Below are 16,044 nucleotides of genomic sequence, written 5' to 3' on the forward strand. Positions count from 1 at the left end.
GGATGTAGAGCATGAAACTTAGTATATTGGATCAAGCACCGGTCTCTAGTGGGAATACAGCGAGAGAAGCATTAGAAGCGACAATTGAACTAGCAAAGCTTGCCGATAAATTAGGCTACACAAGATATTGGGTTGCTGAGCATCATGACTTAAAAGGCCTAGCCTCTCCAGCTCCAGATATTCTGTTAGGCATTATTGGCTCTAAGACGGAACGCATTCGAATTGGTTCTGGTGCAGTCTTATTGCCAAATTATAAGCCATTCAATATTGCGGAGAGGTATAATCTGCTGGCTACAATGTATCCGGGTCGTGTCGATATCGGTCTTGGCAGGGCACCAGGTGGATCGGCAGAAGTATCAATCGCTCTAGCTGGGAACTTCCTTGAACAAGTAAAAAAAATGCCAGCACTATTAGATGAGCTAGATCACTTTTTACATCGTGATTTTCCTGACGATCATTTATTTTCGAAAGTGTCTGCTGCGCCTATGCCGGTGCTTGCTCCTGTCCCATGGCTTTTAGGGACTAGTAAAAGAAGTGCAATATTAGCTGCAGAAAAAGAAATGGCCTATGTGTTTGGTCATTTCATGAGTGATCAAGATGGACACTCTATTGTAAAAACGTATCGCGACAATTTTAAGCAAGGGACACCGAAAGTGATTGTTACAGTTTCAGTAATTTGTGCAGAAACAACGGAAGCAGCCGAAGAGATAGCTTTAAGTAATTTACTTTGGAGGGTGCAACAAAATAAAGGGGAAAGTAAGGATGGTGTTCCATCGATTGAGGAAGCACATGATTATATTTTTAATGATGAAGAGCTAGTGATGATTGAAAAGATGAAAGAGAAACAGATTATTGGAACTCCCCAAGAAGTTCGAATGAAATTGGAGGAACTTCAAGCAGCATATCAGACGGATGAAATGATGATTGTTACGAATACACATGATTATGAGGCAAGGAGAAAATCTTATCAGCTAATTGCCGAAGCGTTTGATTTAGCAGATACACAAAAAGGATATTTAGGCTGAACGTTTGTTAACGAAATTAAACTTTCTTTTTCTGTAGAAATAACTCATAATAATTTATGTGATAAACTATACTTATTATGGACAAACTATTTATTTAAATATGGAGGTTAGTATGCAAGCTTGGGTAACTGATATTATGGAGCAATTTGGCTATCTTGGGATATTCCTAATGATGGCATTAGAAAATGTATTTCCACCAATACCATCTGAGATCGTTCTTCCGTTCGGTGGGTTTATGACGACAAATTCGGATCTTACTGTATTTGGAGTTGTTATTGCCGCGACTGCTGGTTCAATCCTGGGAGCAATTATACTTTATGGAATTGGTTTGATGATTGATGTAGAAACCTTAGAAAAAATCGTGGATCGCTGGGGACACATCCTTCGTATTAAAAAAGAAGATATACATAAAGCAGATGCATGGTTTGATAAATATGGTTATTGGACAGTCTTATTTTGCAGAATGATTCCGTTAATTAGAAGTCTAATATCCATTCCAGCTGGGATGTCAAACATGAAATTTGGACTTTTCCTTTTATTCACGACGATAGGAACGATAATTTGGAATCTAATTTTAATCTATGCTGGAGTTATGCTTGGGGCAAATTGGGAAAATATTCTCGGATTCATGGATTTATATTCTAGTATTGCTTATGCAATTATCGCAATCACTGGTATAATCTTGGTCGTGCTCTATATTAGAAAGCTAAGAAAAAGGAAATAAAGGCTGACCTGAATGGTCGCCTTTTTTTGTGCCTATTAAAAGAAGAATATCAGCACGAGGATAAGTAAATCAGCAGGAGCTAGAGAATATCAGCACGAGGAAAAATAAATCAGCAGGAGCTAGAGAATATCAGCACGAGGATAAGTAAATCAGCAGGATCTAGAGAATATCAGCACGAGGAAAAATAAATCAGCAGGAGCTAGAGAATATCAGCACGAGGATAAGTAAATCAGCAGGAGCTAGAGAATATCAGCACGAGGAAAAATAAATCAGCAGGAGCTAGAGAATATCAGCACGAGGAAAAATAAATCAGCAGGATCTAGAGAATATCAGCATGAGGAAAAGTAAATCAGCATGATCCAGGGAATATCAGCATGAGGAAAAATAAATCAGCAGGATCCAGGGAATATCAGCACGAGCACCGCAGGCTAATCCGCCCTCTACCTAAACAGATTAACCCCAGACACTATACCTCATGTTCTACCTTATAATACGCCTTAAGTCCTAGCAGAAAATATTCCTTAAGCTCATTATCCAAAATCATATAACACGATAAGATTAAATCAAGATAACGAAAGGAGGCAAATGAAAATGAGAAAATTTCTATTGTTTATTGGAGGGTTAGTTGCCCTGGTGATTTTGCTCGCGAATCTTGGACCGATGGTTTTACTAGGCCTCAGCGTTTGGTTACTTTATATTGTCTTTAAAAAGTTTGTGAAAACCGATTCTGTAGCAGCTAAGATTGGCTGGGTAATCCTAGCATTAATTATCTTAAGCATCGGAATTTCAAATGTATTTTCAGTGATAGGTTTAGCGGCAGCAGTTGCCCTATACTACATCGTTAAGAATTGGAATAAGGAAGACAATGACCCAGTTGTAAGTGTTGTGGAAGATGATGATCCATTTACAAATTTTGAACGTCAATGGGCAGAGTTAAATAACTAAGAGCAAAAGCGTAGCGTCGGTTTGTGCCGTGTACGGACTTCGCCCCGCATTAAGGGTGGTTCGACGTGTCAAACATTCCTTCGTAGGAGATAAAGGTAAGGTTTTGAAATCGTCAGCGAATTTTGACTTACACTACAAGGATATAAGTGCGACTAAGCCTCATGTGTAACCATTCGACAAATTTATCGTACGAAGGTGAGGGAAGTCTCGCTAGGAGCATGGGCGCTGGAGCTGGACGTGGCTGTTCCAGCATAAGAAATAATTCAGTCAAATTTTAAACTATTTATTTTGATAAAAGGAGCGAATAACAATGACAAACATTTTTACACGTATGAAAAATTCAATCGAGGCTGATCTTCATAATATGCTTGACAAGAAGGAACAAAAGAATCCAATTGCAGCTTTGAATCAGTATTTGCGTCAAAGCGAACAGGAGAAGGAAAAGGTTCGTAAGCTAATCGATCGCCAATACAAATTGAAAGATGAATTTACAAAGGAATTTATGAAAGCACAGGATCTTGCTGACAAACGCTTGAAACAAGCTGGGATTGCAGAAAAAGCTGACGAGGCTGACATGCATGCATTTGCACTGAAGGAATATGAGGAGTACCAAGGACGTGCGGACCGAATGAAGGCTTGTCGTGAAGAGGCAACAGAACAATTAGATTCACTTGAGCAGAAATATGAGGAAATGAAACATCGCTTAAAAGACATGCATTTACGCCGGATGGAATTAATGGGTCGGGAAAACATTGCACATGCGAATCATCAGATCAACCGAGTTGTAGAGGAAGTTTCGGATAAGCCTTTCTCGAAATTTGCAGAAATGGAAAGATATATTGAGGGATTGGAATATAAAGTAAATAGTGCATACTATAAGAGCACGTTCGATAGTAAAATCGCTAAGTTAGAAAAAGAACTAAGCGAGCAAGAAAAAGCTAACTAATTCGTAGTGCAGAAAAAAAGGAAACCATGATATACTACAGTACAGGCGCTTGTTGTGTGCCTGTACTTATTACATACTAGAGGAGGATCACTTCATGTTCAAACGACTTACAACAGATACTTTTAACTGGATATTGATCATTGGAGTGATACTCTTTATTTTTGAAATGGTTTTTTTCTATGGGGGAAGTATCTTTTCGGCTTTATTTTCTGGGTTATTTATATATATTGGCTGGAAATATTTTTATAAATTATGGGGGAAAATAATATTTTGGCTCGCCCTTGTTAGCCTCGTATTGGCCGTACTGAATTTGCTTGCAGTCAGATTTTTAATCATTACTGCAATTATTTTATTTGTTATTAATTATTCTAAAACGAAAAAAGATGTTGACCATCTTGAACCGATTCTCCCAGGCGGAGAAATAAGGCAAGAGACACTTATGGAAATGAAGCCGTTGTTTAATCATAAGCTGTTTGATGATCAGAAAACAGAAGATACAGCATATCAGTGGCGTGACGTGAATATTCACGGCGCATTCGGTGATCGGCTGATCGATTTAAGTAATACAGTGCTACCTAATGATACTGCGGTTATCTCTATTCGTCACCTCGTAGGGAATATTGAAATTTATGTCCCATATGAAGTGGAAGTAAGTATTTCACATAGCTCAATTTTTGGTCGTGTGCATATTTTAGGTAAGCATCACTGGAAGCTAATGAATAAAACTATTCTATATCAAACGAAAGGCTATGATACCGCACAACCTCGAGTGAAAATTGTGACTTCATTATTCTCTGGGGATCTTGAGGTGAAGCGGGTATGAATACGATTATTCGACATATTATTTCAACGGTTATCTGCAGCTTGCTTCTTGCGGCAATGTTGATTGGGTTGACTTTTATAGCTTTTTCCTTAGATTTCCCAGACGGCTGGTCAATAATCTGGCAGCAACGAATTGGCGATGTATCTTATCTGGTTACTGTGATAGGAATTGTTATCTCTTTTGGAACCATTATAGGAATTGCTACTGGCTGGTATTGGAAAGAGCGTCTGTACCAAATCGATCGTAAACTAGACGAACTCGTCAAAGGACAAAAGCTATCAGCAGATGATGAAACCTATAAAGAGCTTGATAGTATTCAAGAGCGAATGTACCAGATTCAGGAAAAATTCAGAAATCAAGCAGAACATGCACAACGGCTAGCGACTGAACGTGCTCGCGAACGAGAGGTTAGTCTCCAGGAAATTGTTGTTCAGGAAAGGAATCGTCTAGCGCGAGAATTACATGACTCAGTGAGTCAGCAATTATTTGCCGCATCAATGATGATGTCAGCAATTAATGAAATGAAAGCCCCTCAAGATGAGAAATTTAAACAACAATTACGAATGGTGGAGAAAATGATTCATCAATCCCAGCTTGAAATGCGAGCTTTACTCCTGCATCTACGTCCTGTTGCGTTAAAAGGCAAATCTCTTAAGCAAGGCGTAGAAGAGCTATTATTAGAACTTACACAAAAAGTGCCGATGGAAATTGATGCAAAAGTTGAGGGATTTCGTGTTGATAAAGGGGTTGAGGACCAGCTTTTCCGTATTTTACAGGAGTCATTATCGAACACATTAAGACATGCAAAAGCTACACTTTTACACGTTCTATTAATAGAACGAGATGAAACTGTCATCTTACGGGTTGAAGACAATGGAATTGGTTTTAATTTAGATCAAGTGAAAACAAGTTCATATGGCATGCAAAATATGCGAGAACGGGCATATGAGGTTGGCGGAACGTTTAAAGTTATTAGTGTACCAAATGAAGGGACCAAATTAGAAGTGAAGATTCCTGTATTGCGGAAGGAGGAAAATAGCAGTGATTAAAGTTTTATTTGCAGATGATCATGAGATGGTTCGAATTGGGGTATCAGCCTATCTTTCTGCACAGCCGGATATTGAAATTGTAGCAGAGGCTGATGACGGAGCACCGGCAGTAGCGCTTGCTTTGGAATTAAAACCGGATATTATCTTGATGGACTTAGTGATGAAGGAAATGGATGGAATTGAAGCAACTAGAAAGATTATTGAACAATGGCCGGAAGCGAAAATTATTATTGTCACTAGTTTTCTTGATGATGAAAAGGTTTATCCAGCCCTTGAAGCAGGTGCAACAAGTTATATGTTAAAGACGTCCAAAGCTGAAGAAATTGCAAAAGCCATTCGTGCAACTTATGGCGGACAGTCGATACTGGAACCAGAAGTAACAGGAAAGATTATGACAAAAATGCGGGAAAAGCCAGAAGTGAATTTGCATGATCAATTAACAGAACGTGAAATGGAAATCCTATTACTAATTGCACAAGGAAATTCGAATCAAGAAATAGCAGATCAGCTCTATATCGCATTGAAAACGGTAAAAGTCCACGTGAGTAATGTATTAGGAAAGCTGGAAGTACAAGACCGAACGCAGGCTGTAATTTACGCCTTTAAACATGATCTTGTAAAATAATGATTAGAATACGTAATTAACTTTTAATTAAACTACAAGATAATACAAATAACTGCTTATTTCCATTTTGAGAATAAGCAGTTTTTTTTATTATAAAGGTGAAATATGTCGCTTTTGAAACATAACTGTAATATTTCTATAATACTTATGTCATTTTTGGATGCTATAATGCGTCTTGTGTAGATAAATATACTCATAAAATACATAGATAACATAACTGCAAATTAAAACAGACAGATATACATACATAGAGCGTTTTGCGGTAATGTAATTAAGGAAGCGAGGATCTTCAAATTGAATAAAGTATTGATTACAGTAACCGCAGCGGCAGTGGTTGGAATTGGCAGTTCATTTTTTGGTGCACAAACAACCCATGCTGAAACAGTAAGTAACTTAGAAGCCAAACAAGCGCAAATTCAAGATGATCGTAATGAGTTAAAAGCAAACCTTTCTGATGCAGAAGCAGAAATTGCAGATGTTATGATTGAGCTTGAAAAATTGAATAAAGAAATTACAAAGGTTAATGATGCATTAAAAGAAAATAATAATATGATTAGCCAAACAGGTAATGATATTAAAGCAAAGGAATCGCAAGTGAATAAGCTTGAAGAGGAAATAGCGGAGCTAGAAGCTGCGATTGAAAAACGTTTTGATATTCTTAAAGAACGTGCAATTTCCTATCAACAATCAGGTGGATCTATTAGCTACTTAGAAGTAATCTTTGGTTCTCAAAGCTTTGGAGATTTTCTTAGCCGTGTATCAGCAGTTAATCAAATTGCTGAATCTGACGCAGCATTAATGGAAAAACAAGAAAACGATAAAAAAGCAGTAGAAGAAAAACAAAATACTGTTTTAGATAAGTTAGAAGAATTAAACAGCTTGAAGGTTGAACTTGAAGGTATGCAAGCTGTGATTAATGAACAAAAGCAACAAAATGAAGATAAAAAAGCTCAATTAAACAATAAAGAAGCTGAATTAGCTACATTAGTAGCAGAATTAAAAATAGAAGATAGTAATCTAGCATCATTAGAGGCTGAAGTGAAACAAAGTATTGATGCGGCTTCACAACCAATTCAAGCTGTTAGTACAGTAGACACTGCTGATAATGAAAAAGTAACAGAGCAAAAAGCAACGGAAGAGAAATCAACAAAAGAGAAATCAACAAAAGAGAAATCAACAAATAATACACCGTCACGTTCAACAGGTGGTGGAAATATTGATATAGCAATTAACGCAGGATTTGCTCACATTGGTACACCATATGTATGGGGTGGTAAAGGACCAGGCGGCTTTGACTGTTCAGGATTTGTATCATGGGCATTTGCTCAAGCAGGAATTTCAATTCCATCAAGTACGGCAGCGTTACAAAGCACAGGAACTAAAGTTTCAGCAAGTAACATGCAACCAGGAGATATCGTATTCTTTAATACGTATAAAACAAACGGTCATGTAGGAATTTACCTTGGTGGCGGTAAATTTATCGGTTCTCAAGATTCAGGATTAGATGTTGCCGATATGACATCTGGTTACTGGAAAGATCATTTCTCTGGTCATGTTCGTAGTGTAGTAAGATAATAGTTTAGGAGATTAAGAGCATCCATCGATGATGGATGCTCTTTTTCGTATTATCATGCCATCTGTAACTCGAAATCACTTTAGTATAGCTCAAAATCATCTCTTTTGATGTTTTTCTCGTAGGAGTGTCATTGGTTCCTTTCATTTTATTTACAGTCATAAATGAGACCCTACTACCTTTAAAAAAACAGCAACAGTCTTTAAAGTGTTAGAAAAATGGCAGTAATAGCACAAAACCATGGTAGTGCATTTCCGGAGCGACAACCTATGAGCAATCGCCACCCTAAGTTATGTAGAAGTTTATTTCAACAGTTATTTGTTTTCCATAACCTGAAAACGCATTGGGACGAGTAACTGTAGACCCAAACTTTATGGAACAAGCTTTAAAAAGAGATAAGTAGTGCAATCAACCGTAAGAACCATGATACAGGAATAAAAAAAGATTAGTTCAGGTACGACAAACCAGCCAATTAGTAAAATGAAACAATCAATGATGAATATGAATATTCCTGGATTCAATTTAGTTATGTTGGAAACGATTAATGCTAATAGATCTATACCACCTGTACTAATTTCATTTAATAACATCATTCCAATTCCAATACCAATTAATAATCCAGCAATTAGTGCATTGATTAAGATTGGTATTTCTCCTGTATTCCATAACGAAATAAAATGGAAAAAGTCAATTAGTAATGAGGAGATAAGTAGTCCATGTATTCCATTATAAAAATAGCTTCTATTGTAATAAAAGGCAAGTGTATATAATGGAATACTTATTAATATAATTGCTAACCCTGGCTTTAATCCGTATGTGTAATTTAGGAGTAATCCAATTCCGATTATTCCACCATCAAGTAGATGGTATGGGATAACAAAGAAATTGATGCCAATGGCAATACAAAGACTTCCTACGATAATTGAAATAGCTTTATTTAGCACGTTATTCCCACCTCGTCCAACCGACAGCTTGTCTCTTTAAAATATATGCACTATTATCTTATGATAATGAAATAATTGTAGACTTATTTTTCTCTGTATAATATAATTTAGTTTAAGAAAGTAGGTGATTCCATGGGAAGGTGAAATTATATGGACAATTCAATCATCGTTCACTTATATATTTTTTACCTAAGATGTTGAATCATTTGCTATTAAAAAGTCCGTGATTATTATTTAGTATATTGAGATAAAACCAGGAGGTGAATTCCTTGTGTCATATGATACAAGGGAATTAATTGGACATAGCGACCCTATGGAATTTAATAGCAGTCGCCATACTGTTAATGTTTACAGCTTTTTTTGTTATGGCAGAATTTGCAATTGTTAAGGTGCGTAGTACACAGCTCGAACCTCATATTGAAAATGGTAATAAACGAGCAGTATATGCAAAGCAAGTGGTGACCAATCTTGACGAATATCTATCAGCATGCCAATTAGGAATAACGATTACTGCGCTCGGTATTGGTCGATTGGCAGAACCTACATTTGAGAAAATGCTTCATCCCCTCATAGGACAATTGCCGATAAGTGGTGCACTTATAACGACATTTTCAATTGCTATCTCATTCTTGTTTGCAACTTTTCTTCATGTTGTTGTAGGGGAACTAGCCCCCAAGACATTAGCAATTCAAAAGGCCGAGCAAGTGACACTTTGGACAGCAAGACCATTAATGTGGTTCTATCGACTGTTATACCCGTTTATTTGGTTATTAAATGGTTCAGCAAGGCTCCTAACACGTGCGGTTGGTTTAAAGCCTATGTCAGGTCATGAGGAATCACATAGTGAGGAAGAGTTACGCTTAATCTTAGCGGATAGCTATGAAAACGGTGAAATTAATCAATCAGAGATGATGTATGTAAACAATATCTTTGAATTTGATGAGAGAGTAACGAGAGAAATAATGGTTCCTCGTACCGAAATTGTTTGCTTTTATTTAGAAGATAGTTTTGATGTGAATATTGATATTACTCGTACAGGCCAATTTACAAGATATCCGGTTGCAGATGAAGATAAGGATAATATTATTGGTTTAGTAAATTTAAAAGAAATATTTACTGCACAAATTGATGATGATAAACCTCTCTCAATAGAGAAATTCATTCGTCCAATAATTCATGTATCGGAAGCAACCCCTATCAAAGAGCTTTTGCTTAAGATGCAGAAAGATCGTATTCATATGGCAATTGTCAACGATGAATACGGAGGAACTGCAGGGCTTGTAACTGTTGAGGATATATTAGAAGAAATCGTTGGAGAAATCAGGGATGAATTTGATGTCAATGAAATCCCAATGATTGATGTTGTTGACGAGGAGACAACCGTTGTTTCTGGTAAATTACAATTAGATGAGGTAAATGAACGATTAGGTATTACGATCGAGGATGAAGAAGTGGACACAATTGGTGGCTGGGTGTTTACAAATAACCTAGATGCTAAAGAAGGTACAACAATTGATCACGAAGGATACCAGTTCATTATTGATGAGATGGATGGCTATCAGATTAAAAAAGTAAAAATCGTGAAAGCCTAACGATCGTTTTGCAAAAGAGGCAATCCCAATATGGGTTTGCCTCTTTTAAACTATAGGCATAAATTAATCCATAATTTTATTGCTGTTATCCTCATTACGTACAGTCTTTTTATGAAACTAAATAAACTGCAACAGTATTAAACGTCAACCTAATAATCCTAATAAATGATTTACTTGCCCAAAAGCTAAAAGATAACTATAATTTTGGATGGTTGAACAAAGGTTTTCTAGGGTTCCGCAAGTTTTTGGCCTGGACCAAGAGAAAACGCGTGAACGCAATCACGTACACGGAGGGATAAAAGCCCGGGAGGATATCTGAGCAAAGATATCTTTCCGGGCCTTTTACATATTTTGAGAAAAAGGGGTGTCAAATATGAAGCGAGACTGGTGTATCGTCTCTTTAGCAGGTTTACTTGAAATAGGCTGGGTGATTGGTTTAAATCATTCCTATAATTGGTGGACTTGGGGATTAACACTATGTGCCATTTACTTTAGTATGCATTTATTAATCATTGGCTCGAGAAGATTGCCAGTAGGTACAACGTACGCAGTTTTTACAGGGATGGGGACATCTGGAACGGTCATTTTAGAAATAATTGTTTTTGGAGAGCCATTCCAATTAGTAAAAGTCTTATTAATTTTAGTGTTAGTTTGTGGCGTTATTGGCCTATTAACAATAACCGGAGATAATGACAAGGAAGGAGGACATGCATAATGGATTGGATCTTTTTGATGATTGCAAGTGCGGGTGAGATTTTTGGAGTAATGGGTATTAATCGAGTAAATAGCGAGCGAAGTATTGCCGCCTTTGCATTACTTATTGGCGGATTTTTTCTCAGTTTTCTTTTCCTAACCTTGGCAATGCAGACTATTCCAATGGGGACTGCTTATGCAGTATGGACAGGAATTGGTACTGCTGGAAGTGCAATTATCGGTATGCTGCTTTTTAATGAACCGAGAGATTGGCGGAGAATGCTATTTATCGCAATGATCTTAACGGCAGCAGTTGGTTTGAAGTTGATAAGTTAATAGGGTTTATAGAAACATAGATTTTTAAAGTCATGCTATTGTTCATTGATTCTTTTAGTCTTTGAAGCTGTGAAGATTATATATGGTAAAATATAGTTAACACAATATTTACTAATCAAAACTAATAAATAATTAGAATTTCGATTCTTTCGTAAGGTGGCAGTATAGTGAAATGACATAAAGAATTTGATAAACTTCAAGCGAAAGAGGTCCTCATGCATTGGAACATTCATCAATAAAAGAACTTGAAACAGAAAAAGAGATCCTTGAGGCATTTTCAATTATAAAGCAGTTACGGACCCATCTCAACGAAAATACATATCTCGATTTAGTCACTGAGGCCAAGGAAAAAGATAATTATAAACTTTATGCTTTAATTGATGATAATGAAATTGTAGCATTAACTGGTTTTAAGCCGATGATAACACTTTACTATGGTAGATTTGTGTGGGTTTGCGATTTGGTTACAGATACAAGGAAACGTTCCAAGGGATATGGTGAACAATTACTTGCATATGTTCATAAGTGGGCAAAAGAATATAATTATGAAAGTGTTGCCCTATCGTCAGGCATACAACGAAAAGATGCCCATCATTTTTATGAAGATAAAATGAACTACCAAAAAGTAAGTTATGTTTTTAAGAAGCGACTAGTGTAATTTATTGTGCCAACTAATATTGAATAAGAACTGTTGCTTATTCAATGCAAATCGAGGTCAACTTAAAACTTCAAGAAATACGTGAACGAATTTAGTTTACGATGGCATTACAAACAGGGGGGATAGGAATTGAATTATCGTAAAGCAAATATTGATGATATTGATAAATTGATTGAATTAAGGAAGCAGCAATTAGTGGATGAGGGGATAGAACCGAGCGGGGATATTGATAAGGAACTAAATGTGTTCTTTCATACTAAACTTAGTGACAGCACGTTAATTCAGTTATTAGTAGAAGATAAGGAAGAAATAATTGCCTGTGGTGCAATCATTTTTTATGAATTTCCACCCTCTTATACTAATAAAAGTGGTAAAAAGGCTTATATTACAAACATGTTTACTAAAGAAAATTACCGTGGTCAGGGGATAGCAACGAATTTATTGACTAATTTAGTAGATGTAGCCAAGGAATCGGGAATTTCAAAAATATGGCTGGGTGCTTCAAAATTAGGGAGACCAGTATATAAAAAGTTTGGGTTTAAAGAAACGGATGAATGGTTAGAGTTAAATTTTTAAATATAGCGGAGTGAAAAATCTGATATAAATTGGGATGTTTAGTGATTGGAAATACTTTTTATTATTTTACTTGAACTGAGCCTCAATGAAAATATTGAAAAATATCATTCGCTTATATCATTTCATATAGGCAATCAAAAAAGAGAAATCAATTCAATTAGATTTGATTTCTCTTTTCTTAATAAACCATCTATTCTACATCATCTAGAAACTTATCCTTCACATAACCTGTAAATTCATCTGTCGTGACTTTAACCCAACCATCCGGATGGTTAATATCTTCTACTTCTAATGCTTGATTCATTGTCACAAATTTAATAGGATCGGATTCCACATCTGGTTCACTGCGAACAGTTAATAAATCAACGTTAACAACTTTTGTGGAGATAGTTGGTGTTTCATCCTCATCTTCCTCGGCGCCAGTATTTTGACTTTCTTCCTCTTTTACACTTGCTTCATCAGTATTTTGCTTTGCATCTTCTTCAGTTGATTCACTGTCTTTCGAGCTCGTTGTATTGGTTAGAACAGGGTCGGTGCCAGATGCTGAGAATTCAGGATTCATGAAGCTACGCTGCATGAACGCAACAAACACTATAAATGCTAAAGTGATAATTGTTAAAATGAAAATATAAAGACCTTTATGTTTTTTCATATCAAATCTCCTAGTATATGTTATCTACCAATATTATACACGAAAGTTGTAGAAAATTAAATTGTCGTTTGTAATTTATCGAATAATGTAGAATAATTACTGCAATTCAAAGGATTTTCATGATGATGTATACGGTGAATAGAGCAGTTATTAATGTACTTAGAATATAGAAAAAAGCCGTTCCGTATTTTTTATCTAGAAATAAATTTAATGTCTCATTTCCAAAAGTGGAGAAAGTTGTATATGCACCACAAAATCCGACACCAGCAAAAAGCCAAATCCACTCCGGTAATGTTTCATTTATATGAAAATGCACAAGAAACCCTAAGAGTATTGATCCTGAAATATTTGCGGTCCATGTACCAATTAAACGTTTTTCTGTATTCAAAGAAATATTATACCGAGTAATACTGCCGAAAAAGCCTCCTAGAGCAACAAGCAAAAGATTCATCTAAAAACCTGCTTTCTATTCGCTGCTTTTAATCCAAGGTAGCAGCAACTTAGTCCTCCAAATAAACTGATTATAATATAGGTGATTGCTAAACCAAGACTAGTAGCTGCTAATTGAATGGTCTCCACCGCAAAAGTAGAGAATGTTGTAAATGATCCTATAATCCCTACTGTTAAAGCAGTAAAAATTTCAGAGGGGAGCTTCTTCTTGATGACATCATGATTCATTAAAAAACTCAGAAAAAAGCAGCCAATTAAATTGACTACAAGTGTTGCGTATGGAAATCCTGGATAGCCACTGAAGAGGACAGAAATACTGTAACGGCCGATTGCACCAATCATTCCACCGAGAGCAACAGCCAAATACGCTTTTATATTCATGCCCCTTTACAAACTGGACAGAGTCCGTAGATTTCAAATTTATGGCCTTCAATTTCGTAGTTAGAAAGGGTACCAAGCAATTCATCCATTGGGCACACATCTATTTCTTTTGTTTTTCCACACTCATTACAAATAAAATGATGGTGGTGGTGATGTGTGCAATTCATCCGAAACAATTTCTCGCCATTTAGTTCCGTAGACTCTAGAATTCCAACCTCATGGTATAAATGTAAATTACGATAGATTGTATCGAAGCTGATGCCATCATAGCTTTCTTCTAAGTGGTTAATTAAATCCTTCGCGGTCCGGTAGCCATCTGCTTCATTGAAATAAGATAAAATATCCTTTCTTCTACCAGTTGCTTTATATCCTTTGTTCTTTAAGAGATCGATAGCTTCTTCTATATTCATTAAGCTTCACGCACCTTTTTAAATAAGTTAACCTTCTTAATCCCGATTGTAAGTAATAAAATAGCAATAGCGACCATGACTATTGTACCGCCTGGTGGGATACTTAAATAATAGCCAGAGATTAATCCGATAATAACTGCTAGCTCCCCAAATAAAATGGAAAGGAACATCATTTGCTTAAAACCTTTTGCGATTCGCATAGCTGCTGCGACGGGGAGAGTCATTAACGCGGAGACTAATAAAACCCCAACGATTTGTATCGATGACCCTATAACAAGTGCAGTTAAAATAATAAACAATAAATGAATTTGTTTGGCATGAATTCCAGAAATTGATGCATATTCTTCATCGAAGGAGAGGGTAAAGAGCTCCTTATAAAATAGTGTAATGACAAGAATTACAAATATAGAAATCCCAAGAATCATAAAAAAATCACTTTGGCTTACTGCGGAAACAGAGCCAAATAAATAATTAAGTAAATCGGTATTAAATCCATCCGCAATGGAAATGAAAATAATACTTAGGCCAACACCAGCTGACATAATTATTGGGATTGCGATTTCTTGGTATGCTTTATATACCCCACGCAGTTTTTCAATTAAGACGGAGCCTACTACAGAAAATGCAAGCCCACTTAATAGGGGATTGAATACAATCGCGAATAATTTCTCAAGCATTAGACCGAAAGCAATCCCACCTAATGTTACATGGGAAAGTGCATCCGCAATTAAAGACAGACGTCTGACAACAATAAATGTGCCTAGTAATGGAGCAATGATGCCAATTAATATTCCTGTTATAAATGTATACCTTAAAAAGTCATATTGCAAAATATCTGCTAGCATAGTCGTTCCTCCAACATTAGTGATTGTGGGTGACAATATTTAACGCGTGTCCGTAAATATTGGATAAATCATATTCAGACAGGGATGTGAAATCCTCAGATTTTCCATGAAAATGTAAGGTTTTATTTAAACAAACGATGTCAGTCGCATGCTCCGTCATCGTACCTGTGTCGTGTGTGACAAGTAGTAATGAAATATTTCGTTTATCATGTAGTTGATGCAGTAAATCATAAAATCGTTTTACATTTTCAGCATCAATTCCAACGGTAGGTTCATCCAAAATCAGCAATTCTGGATCATTAACAAGCGATCTTGCGATGAAAATTCGTTGCTGTTGACCACCAGAAAGGTCGCCAATATTTCGATAAGCATAATCGAGCATATCTACTTGCTCGATTGCTTGAAGAATCTTTGCTTTGTGCTTCTGATTGAAAAAATTAAAGTAGCCTACTTTCGCTGTAAGACCTGTTGAAACAACCTCAAATACGGTGGCAGGGAAGCCTCGATTAAATGCATTCGCTTTTTGCGAGACAAAACCAATTTTACTTCTATCCTTAAATTTATCGATTGGCTCACCGAAAAGTTTAATAGTGCCTTCATCTGGTTTTAATAAGCCTAGGATGAGTTTGATTAATGTTGTTTTCCCTCCGCCATTTGGGCCGATTAATCCAATGAATGATCCTTTTGGAATTTCCATGTTAATCCGATTTAGTACTGTTTTTTTATCGTATGCGTAACTAATATTTTCCATCGAGATAATTGGTTCTTTCATTAATTTCACCTCTTAAAAGTAAGTA

Annotated in this window: 21 protein-coding genes and 1 riboswitch; of the genes, 13 read left to right on the forward strand and 8 right to left on the reverse strand. The window is 36.3% G+C overall.

The genetic code is table 11. The features are described from left to right. The first annotated feature begins 11 nt into the window (after positions 1-11). The 8 genes from CWR45_RS03415 to CWR45_RS03450 all read left to right on the forward strand — a co-directional run bounded on the left by CWR45_RS03415 (position 12) and on the right by CWR45_RS03450 (position 7,712). Positions 12-1,025, forward strand: coding sequence for an LLM class flavin-dependent oxidoreductase (locus CWR45_RS03415; RefSeq protein WP_115748404.1), 1,014 nt, complete (start codon positions 12-14; stop codon positions 1,023-1,025). Between the two features lie 112 nt (positions 1,026-1,137). Beyond that, entirely contained in the window at positions 1,138-1,749 is a 612-nt protein-coding gene (locus CWR45_RS03420; protein ID WP_115748405.1) for a DedA family protein, read from the forward strand. 591 nt (positions 1,750-2,340) lie between these two features. Next, positions 2,341-2,694 (forward strand): lmo0954 family membrane protein, encoded by a 354-nt coding sequence (locus CWR45_RS03425; RefSeq protein ID WP_115748406.1) that lies wholly within the window; start codon positions 2,341-2,343, stop codon positions 2,692-2,694. Between the two features lie 310 nt (positions 2,695-3,004). Further along, on the forward strand, positions 3,005-3,640 hold the full coding sequence (locus CWR45_RS03430; RefSeq protein ID WP_115748407.1) for a PspA/IM30 family protein: 636 nt from the start codon (positions 3,005-3,007) through the stop codon (positions 3,638-3,640). Positions 3,641-3,734: 94 nt separating this feature from the next. Beyond that, positions 3,735-4,463, forward strand: a complete 729-nt coding sequence (liaF, locus tag CWR45_RS03435; protein ID WP_115748408.1) for a cell wall-active antibiotics response protein LiaF — start codon at positions 3,735-3,737, stop codon at positions 4,461-4,463. Further along, positions 4,460-5,512, forward strand: a complete 1,053-nt coding sequence (locus tag CWR45_RS03440) for a sensor histidine kinase (RefSeq protein WP_115748409.1) — start codon at positions 4,460-4,462, stop codon at positions 5,510-5,512. Before liaF ends, CWR45_RS03440 begins: the two co-directional genes overlap by 4 nt. Beyond that, complete coding sequence (locus CWR45_RS03445; protein ID WP_115748410.1) at positions 5,505-6,137, forward strand: response regulator; 633 nt, start codon at positions 5,505-5,507, stop codon at positions 6,135-6,137. Before CWR45_RS03440 ends, CWR45_RS03445 begins: the two co-directional genes overlap by 8 nt. Positions 6,138-6,431: 294 nt before the next feature. Further along, a complete protein-coding gene (locus CWR45_RS03450) occupies positions 6,432-7,712 on the forward strand; it encodes a C40 family peptidase (protein WP_115748411.1) in 1,281 nt (426 codons plus the stop codon). A gap of 4 nt (positions 7,713-7,716) precedes the next feature. On the opposite strand, the gene CWR45_RS19690 is transcribed toward CWR45_RS03450, so the two are convergent. Further along, positions 7,717-7,872, reverse strand: a complete 156-nt coding sequence (locus CWR45_RS19690) for a hypothetical protein (protein ID WP_170138778.1) — start codon at positions 7,870-7,872, stop codon at positions 7,717-7,719. Positions 7,873-8,081: 209 nt separating this feature from the next. Continuing rightward, positions 8,082-8,654 carry a YitT family protein gene (locus tag CWR45_RS03455; RefSeq protein ID WP_115748412.1) on the reverse strand — a complete coding sequence of 191 codons (573 nt, stop codon included), beginning with the start codon at positions 8,652-8,654 and terminating at the stop codon, positions 8,082-8,084. Positions 8,655-8,950: 296 nt separating this feature from the next. Here CWR45_RS03455 and CWR45_RS03460 point away from each other — a divergent pair, with 296 nt between their 5' ends. The 5 genes from CWR45_RS03460 to CWR45_RS03480 all read left to right on the forward strand — a co-directional run bounded on the left by CWR45_RS03460 (position 8,951) and on the right by CWR45_RS03480 (position 12,509). Further along, positions 8,951-10,246 carry a hemolysin family protein gene (locus CWR45_RS03460; RefSeq protein ID WP_115748413.1) on the forward strand — a complete coding sequence of 432 codons (1,296 nt, stop codon included), beginning with the start codon at positions 8,951-8,953 and terminating at the stop codon, positions 10,244-10,246. Positions 10,247-10,462: 216 nt separating this feature from the next. Further along, positions 10,463-10,558: riboswitch (guanidine-I (ykkC/yxkD leader) on the forward strand. A 61-nt stretch (positions 10,559-10,619) separates the two neighbouring features. After that, positions 10,620-10,961: a DMT family transporter gene (locus tag CWR45_RS03465; protein ID WP_115748414.1), complete on the forward strand. Its 342-nt coding sequence runs from the start codon at positions 10,620-10,622 to the stop codon at positions 10,959-10,961. After that, complete coding sequence (locus tag CWR45_RS03470; RefSeq protein ID WP_115748415.1) at positions 10,961-11,275, forward strand: DMT family transporter; 315 nt, start codon at positions 10,961-10,963, stop codon at positions 11,273-11,275. Before CWR45_RS03465 ends, CWR45_RS03470 begins: the two co-directional genes overlap by 1 nt. A gap of 220 nt (positions 11,276-11,495) precedes the next feature. Continuing rightward, complete coding sequence (locus tag CWR45_RS03475) at positions 11,496-11,933, forward strand: GNAT family N-acetyltransferase (RefSeq protein ID WP_115748416.1); 438 nt, start codon at positions 11,496-11,498, stop codon at positions 11,931-11,933. 129 nt (positions 11,934-12,062) lie between these two features. Next, positions 12,063-12,509: a GNAT family N-acetyltransferase gene (locus CWR45_RS03480; RefSeq protein ID WP_115748417.1), complete on the forward strand. Its 447-nt coding sequence runs from the start codon at positions 12,063-12,065 to the stop codon at positions 12,507-12,509. Positions 12,510-12,699: 190 nt separating this feature from the next. On the opposite strand, the gene CWR45_RS03485 is transcribed toward CWR45_RS03480, so the two are convergent. From CWR45_RS03485 to CWR45_RS03510, 6 genes are all read right to left on the reverse strand, one after another. Beyond that, positions 12,700-13,161 (reverse strand): SH3 domain-containing protein, encoded by a 462-nt coding sequence (locus CWR45_RS03485; protein ID WP_115748418.1) that lies wholly within the window; start codon positions 13,159-13,161, stop codon positions 12,700-12,702. 106 nt (positions 13,162-13,267) lie between these two features. Then, entirely contained in the window at positions 13,268-13,612 is a 345-nt protein-coding gene (gene crcB, locus CWR45_RS03490) for a fluoride efflux transporter CrcB (RefSeq protein ID WP_115748419.1), read from the reverse strand. Continuing rightward, positions 13,609-13,992 (reverse strand): fluoride efflux transporter CrcB, encoded by a 384-nt coding sequence (gene crcB, locus CWR45_RS03495; RefSeq protein WP_170138779.1) that lies wholly within the window; start codon positions 13,990-13,992, stop codon positions 13,609-13,611. Before crcB (CWR45_RS03495) ends, crcB (CWR45_RS03490) begins: the two co-directional genes overlap by 4 nt. Then, positions 13,989-14,402 carry a Fur family transcriptional regulator gene (locus tag CWR45_RS03500; RefSeq protein ID WP_115748420.1) on the reverse strand — a complete coding sequence of 138 codons (414 nt, stop codon included), beginning with the start codon at positions 14,400-14,402 and terminating at the stop codon, positions 13,989-13,991. Before CWR45_RS03500 ends, crcB (CWR45_RS03495) begins: the two co-directional genes overlap by 4 nt. After that, a complete protein-coding gene (locus CWR45_RS03505; RefSeq protein ID WP_115748421.1) occupies positions 14,402-15,247 on the reverse strand; it encodes a metal ABC transporter permease in 846 nt (281 codons plus the stop codon). The genes CWR45_RS03500 and CWR45_RS03505 overlap by 1 nt, the downstream gene beginning before the upstream one ends. Positions 15,248-15,263: 16 nt before the next feature. Then, positions 15,264-16,019: a metal ABC transporter ATP-binding protein gene (locus tag CWR45_RS03510; RefSeq protein WP_115748422.1), complete on the reverse strand. Its 756-nt coding sequence runs from the start codon at positions 16,017-16,019 to the stop codon at positions 15,264-15,266. Positions 16,020-16,044: the final 25 nt, after the last annotated feature.

The sequence above is a fragment of the Oceanobacillus chungangensis genome, assembly GCF_003369565.1.
GTDB classification, from domain to species: Bacteria; Bacillota; Bacilli; order Bacillales; family Amphibacillaceae; genus Oceanobacillus; species Oceanobacillus chungangensis.